A 5,607-nucleotide genomic window follows, 5' to 3' on the forward strand; every position below is an offset into this window, starting at 1 on the left:
GCCCGGGGACGTATCCGGGCGGTGGGGCCTGCTGATACTGCACGGGCGGCGCGGCCTGCTGCGGTGGCGCCTGCTGGTACTGCGCGGGCGGCGCCTGCTGGTACTGCGGTGCCTGCGGCTGCTGCGGGGCCTGCTGGTAGGTCGTCGGCTGCGCAACGGGCGGCTGCTGGTAGTGCGGAGCCGCTGTGGCCGGCCGGTACTCGACCGGAGGGGCCTGCGCGTATTCCGGCGCGGATGCGGCCTGCGCGTAGTCGGTGGTGGCGTGCTCTGAGGTCGCATACTCGGCCGGCGCTGCCGGGAAGCCGGAGTCGTCGGAAGCGTCCGCAGACGGGGCATCCGCATAGGTCGAAGACGGTGAGACGAGGGCCTGGCGGGGACGACGCATCATGGCGTCGATCCTGGCGCGCAGTTCGCGCGGGCGGAACGGCTTGGTCATATAGTCGTCTGCGCCGGCCTCCAGGCCCTGCAGGGTGTCGATTTCCTCGTCGCGCGCGGTGAGCATCACGATGTAGGTCGAGCTGAAGGCGCGAATGCGCTTCGCGGTCTCGAGGCCGTCCATACCCGGCATGCTCACGTCGAGGGTCGTGACGATCGGGTCGTACGCCCGCACCGCGCGCACGCCGTCGACACCGTTGCTCGTCGCGATTGCGTCGAAACCGGCCTGGGTCAACACGGCCTCGAGGAGATGACGGATATCGTCGTCGTCCTCGATGATGACAGCAACGCGCCGCTCACTCTCCGTTGTTTCCATGATCTATCTCCTAGCTGCTTCGGCCTGCGACCGAAAACGAACAATGAACGGTGTGCTGTCGAGGGGAGTGCCGGCGGCACCGGGGCTTACCATCCGGCGGCCTTGGTGAGCGCGAGTGCCTGGGCGTTCCACCAGTCCCCTGCCGTGGGGCCGCCGTTGCAGGTTCCGTCGCTCTCGCCCGGCTGCTTGATCCAGAGGTTCGCATCCTGGGCGCCCTGGTTCGAGACGACGGAGGGCAGGACGCCGAGGGCGCGGCCGGGGGGATTGCACCACTCGCCGTTCGAGCCCGCACCGTTGCGGGAGGTGTCGATCACGTAGTGGGCGCCGTTGGTGAGGTCGGAGACCTGCTGTGCATACGCGTGCTCGGCCGCGGAGTCCATGTAGTTGGACACGTTCGTCGCGAAACCGCGCACGGAGGCGATGCCCGAGCGGTTGAGCAGCCCGGCCATCGCGGACGGGGCGATCCATTCGGAGTGGCCGGCGTCGAGGTAGACCGTTGCGCGCGTGGGTGCGAGGAGGTCGACTGCGGTGTGCACCTCGTGCACCCGCTCCTCGACGTTGTTGCACTGGGTGGCGAGGGAGAGGGCATCGGGCTCGAGGATCACGACGGCCTCGCGCAACGTCAGGCTCGTCGCGATCGCCTGCACCCAGCCGGGGTATTCGAGCACCGAGAGTCCGCCGGCCGAGAAGTTGCCGCAGTCCCGGTTGGGGATTCCGTAGAGAACGAAGACGGCTGTCTTCCCGTCCTTGATCGCGGCATCTGTGATGGTCGCGACCTCTTCGCCGACCGTGTCGAGCGGATACTTCTCCGGCGTCAGCCAGATCGCCGCGGGCTGGGCGGCGAGCCGGCCCAGCGCCGTCGCCTCTGCCGAGGTCGCCCCGAACCTTTCGGCTGCATCCGCTGCGGCCTGCGCCGCCGAGGAGGACGGATTAACGTAGAACGAGGTGGTTGCCAGCGGGTTCACGGTCTGACCTCCGGGTACCTGCAGGGCGAAAGCGCTGACGAAAGTGCCGAGGGCAAGCACGGGCACCGCCAGGGCGATGATGCCGAGGACGAGACCTGTACGCGAGCCGGACGAATGCACGAACCCACCCTATCGGGGGGGTTATACAGATATGTTACGCAGGAGTATCGTCTGACGGATCTTTGTTCCGTTTTGGTGTCCCATTTCGCCCCCAGTCCGGGGTGATCGGCGGTATCGGACGCGGTCAGGCGCCCGTGCGCGCGGCGTTACACTCGAACGTGTGAATCCAATGGCGCAGGTTGATGTCGTACTTATTGGTGGCGGCGTCATGAGCGCCACTCTCGGCACCTTGATCAAACAGGTGCAGCCCGACTGGAGTATCGAGGTCTACGAGCGCCTCGGCGAGGTCGCCCAGGAGAGCTCGAACCCCTGGAACAACGCGGGGACCGGTCACGCTGCCCTGTGCGAGCTCAACTACATGCCCCAGGCGAGCGACGGAAGCGTCACCGCCGACAAGGCCGTGAGCATCAATGAGCAGTTCCAGATCAGCCGCCAGCTCTGGTCGTCCCTGGTCATTGACGGCGTTCTGCCCGAACCGACGAAGTTCATCAACTCGACGCCGCACATGACGTTCGTGCACGGCAAGTCCAACGTCGAATACCTGCGCAAACGGTTCGCGGCGCTCAAGGACCAGCCGCTCTTCCACGGGATGGAATACAGCGAAGACCCGGCCGTCATCGGCACCTGGACCCCGCTGCTCACGAAGAACCGCCCGAAGAACCAGCGCATCGCCGCGACCCGGATCGCCTCGGGCACCGATGTCGACTTCGGCGCACTCACCCGCTACCTCTTCGACGACCTCGCAGCCAAGGGTGTCGGCGTCCACGTCAACCAGCAGGTCACCGGCCTGAAGAAGCTGACGGACGGCACCTGGCGGCTGAACCTCCGGCGCCTCGTCGGCGGGCACCCCAGCATTGTGAAGGCCCGCTTCGTGTTCGTGGGTGCCGGCGGCGGCGCGCTCGCCCTGCTGCAGCAAAGCGGCATCCCCGAGGCACGCGGCTTCGGCGGGTTCCCGATCAGCGGCCAGTTCCTGCGCACGACCAATCCCGCGGTCGTTGCCCAGCACCAGGCCAAGGTTTACGGCAAGGCCGCCGTCGGCGCCCCGCCGATGTCTGTCCCGCACCTCGACACCCGCCACGTCGAGGGGGAGGCCTCGCTGCTGTTCGGGCCCTTCGCGGGGTTCACGCCCAAGTTCCTCAAGTCGAGCACCTGGTTCGACCTCCCCTTCTCTGTCCGTGGGCACAACATCGGCCCGATGCTCGCCGTCGCCAGGCACAACGTCGGCCTGATGAAGTACCTCTTCGGCGAGGTCTTCGCGTCCCGCACCGCCAAGCTCAAGGCCCTGCAGGAGTTCATGCCGACGGCGAAGATGGCCGACTGGGAGCTCATCACCGCGGGCCAGCGTGTCCAGGTGATGAAGAAGGACCCGAAGGAGGGCGGCGTGCTGCAATTCGGCACCGAGGTCATCACCTCGGCCGACGGCAGCATCGCCGGCCTGCTCGGGGCATCCCCCGGGGCATCGACCGCGGCTCCGATCATGGTCGACCTGCTCAAGCGCTGCTTCCCCGAGCAGTACCCGGCCTGGGAACCGCGACTCCGCGAACTGATCCCGAGCCTCGGCACGACCCTGTCCGACGACCCCGCTCGCGCCGCAGCCTCCCTCGCCGCGACCGCCGCGACCCTGCACCTCACCAACCCCTGACCGATCACCAACCCCTGACCGATCCGACGGAGTCGGGCACGATCTCCGTCGAATCGGTGAGGGCGGATGCTGCGTCACCCTTGCGCAGGCATCGAACGTGTGTTCGAATGTATGCATGCGGTGGAGCGGGCAGGAACTCACGACGGAACAGGCGGGCGCGCTTCCCGGTCTTGCCCGGCTGAACAACCTGGTGCGGAGCGTGCGCACCCCCGAGTTCGCGGGGATCACCTTCCACGAGATCCAGGCCAAGTCCGCGCTCAACCGGGTGCCCGGCCAGAGTGCCATGCCGTTCGGCTGGACGATCAACCCCTACCGAGGCTGCTCCCATGCGTGCACATACTGCCTGAGCCCGGAAACGCTCATCCTGATGGCCGACGGACGGCAGAAGCCACTCTGGGAGGTCAGGGTTGGCGATGCGATCATGGGCACGGAGACCGTCGGCGCCTACCGGCGGTATGTGCAGACCACAGTGCTCGCTTCCTGGGACACCCGGAAGCGCGGCTACCGCGTCATCCTCGCTGACGGCACCGAGCTCGTGGCCAGCGGAGACCACCGCTTCCTCACCGAGCGAGGGTGGAAGTTCGTCACCCGCGCCATGCGCGGGGACGGTCAACGTCCCTACCTGACCGAGAACAACAAACTCATGGGTTTCGGGCTCGTAGGGCCCGCCATTGACCGGAAGCTGTCCATCGCCGGTGCAGCCGTGAAGTCCGCGGCATTGCTTCAGGTCGTGTCCGTCGAGGACCTGGGGACCACGATGGACATGATCGACATCACGACCGGGACCGGCGACTTCATTGCCAACGGGGTCATCAGCCACAACTGTTTTGCCCGCAACACGCACACGTACCTCGACCTCGACGCCGGCAAGGACTTCGACAACGAGATCATCGTGAAGGTCAACGTCGCCGAGGTTCTCCGCAAGGAGCTCGCCAGGCCCGCCTGGGAGCGCAACGCCGTCGCGCTCGGCACCAACACCGATCCCTACCAGCGTGCAGAGGGTCGCTACCGGCTGATGCCGGGCGTGATCGCGGCGCTCGCCGACTCCGGCACCCCGCTCTCGATCCTGACCAAAGGCACCCTGATCCGGCGCGACCTCGATCTGCTCGTGGAGGCGAGCACGCTCGTGCCCGTCGACCTCGCCCTCTCGATCGCGATCTACGACGACGAGCTGCAGTCAGCAGTCGAGCCGGGCACGCCATCCACGGCGGCGCGCCTCGCCACGGTGACCGCCATCCGGGAGCGCGGCCTGCGCTGCTCCGTGTTCATGATGCCGATCCTGCCGTTCCTCACCGACACCCGGGCGCACCTCGACGACGCCCTCCGCCAGGCGAAGGCTGCCGGGGCCTCCGACGTGATGTACACCGCGCTGCACCTGCGGCCGGGGGTGCGCGACTGGTTCATGCAGTGGCTCGCGAGGGACCACCCTGACCTCGTGCCCCGCTACCACGAGCTCTACGGTCGCAACGCCTACGCACCCAAGGGCTACCGGCAATGGCTCGCGCTCCGGATCAAGCCGCTGATCCGGGCGCATGGGCTCGAGCACGGGCTCGAGGATCCCGTCACCGGAGGCGTCCGCTCCCGCGCGCTCGCCCGCCCCGCGCCCGCCGTCCCTGCGTTCCCTGGCCGGCCCGTGCCCGGCCCGGGGTTGCTCATTGCGGGCGAGCTCCCGCCTGAGCTGCAGCCGACCCTGTTCTGAACTGCGGCTCCGCACAGCGGATGCCTCGCTGCGCCCCCGCCCCGGCTGAGGTGTCGCAGATCGACGTTCAACGCCCACGCGAACCTCGATTCGCGACCCTTCACGCCAGAAGGACTCCACCGGATGCGATAATCGACGGAGAACGGAGCGGCAATGACCCTAGGCCTCCCCGACCATCTGGTCGGTACCTCGGTCGGGCGTGCCCTGGCCCAGGCCACGCACTGGTTCGGCCTCACCTGCCTGGTCGGTGCCCTCGTCTCGATCGCCGTTCTCGGCATCAGCCACCCGAGCGCGCAGATCGGCGTGAGCCTGATCGGGATCCTCTCGATGGCGATCCTCCTCTTCCTCCTGTCCCGCCACCGCACCGTGCTGCTCTCGGTCGCCTACCTTCTTGTCGGCTCCGTCGTCACCTACGTCGTCAGCGTCACCC

At 67.6% G+C, this 5,607-nt stretch carries 4 protein-coding genes and 1 pseudogene; 3 read left to right on the forward strand and 2 right to left on the reverse strand.

The features are described 5' to 3' along the window. On the reverse strand, positions 1 to 751 hold a 751-nt coding region (locus QN345_RS14940; protein ID WP_323508811.1), incomplete at its 3' end, for a response regulator transcription factor. Positions 752 to 837: 86 nt separating this feature from the next. Further along, positions 838 to 1,836: a glycoside hydrolase family 6 protein gene (locus QN345_RS14945; RefSeq protein ID WP_134449865.1), complete on the reverse strand. Its 999-nt coding sequence runs from the start codon at positions 1,834 to 1,836 to the stop codon at positions 838 to 840. Between the two features lie 169 nt (positions 1,837 to 2,005). Here QN345_RS14945 and QN345_RS14950 point away from each other — a divergent pair, with 169 nt between their 5' ends. The 3 genes and pseudogenes from QN345_RS14950 to QN345_RS14960 all read left to right on the forward strand — a co-directional run. Continuing rightward, complete coding sequence (locus QN345_RS14950) at positions 2,006 to 3,478, forward strand: malate:quinone oxidoreductase (RefSeq protein WP_322189872.1); 1,473 nt, start codon at positions 2,006 to 2,008, stop codon at positions 3,476 to 3,478. 115 nt (positions 3,479 to 3,593) lie between these two features. Further along, positions 3,594 to 5,177: an Rv2578c family radical SAM protein gene (locus QN345_RS14955; RefSeq protein ID WP_322188465.1), complete on the forward strand. Its 1,584-nt coding sequence runs from the start codon at positions 3,594 to 3,596 to the stop codon at positions 5,175 to 5,177. Between the two features lie 153 nt (positions 5,178 to 5,330). Further along, a pseudogene (locus QN345_RS14960) lies at positions 5,331 to 5,607 on the forward strand (ATP-binding protein); the annotation flags it as partial.

Origin of the sequence: Cryobacterium sp. 10I1, from assembly GCF_035019805.1 — a bacterium.
Classification (GTDB): Bacteria; Actinomycetota; Actinomycetes; order Actinomycetales; family Microbacteriaceae; genus Cryobacterium; species Cryobacterium glucosi.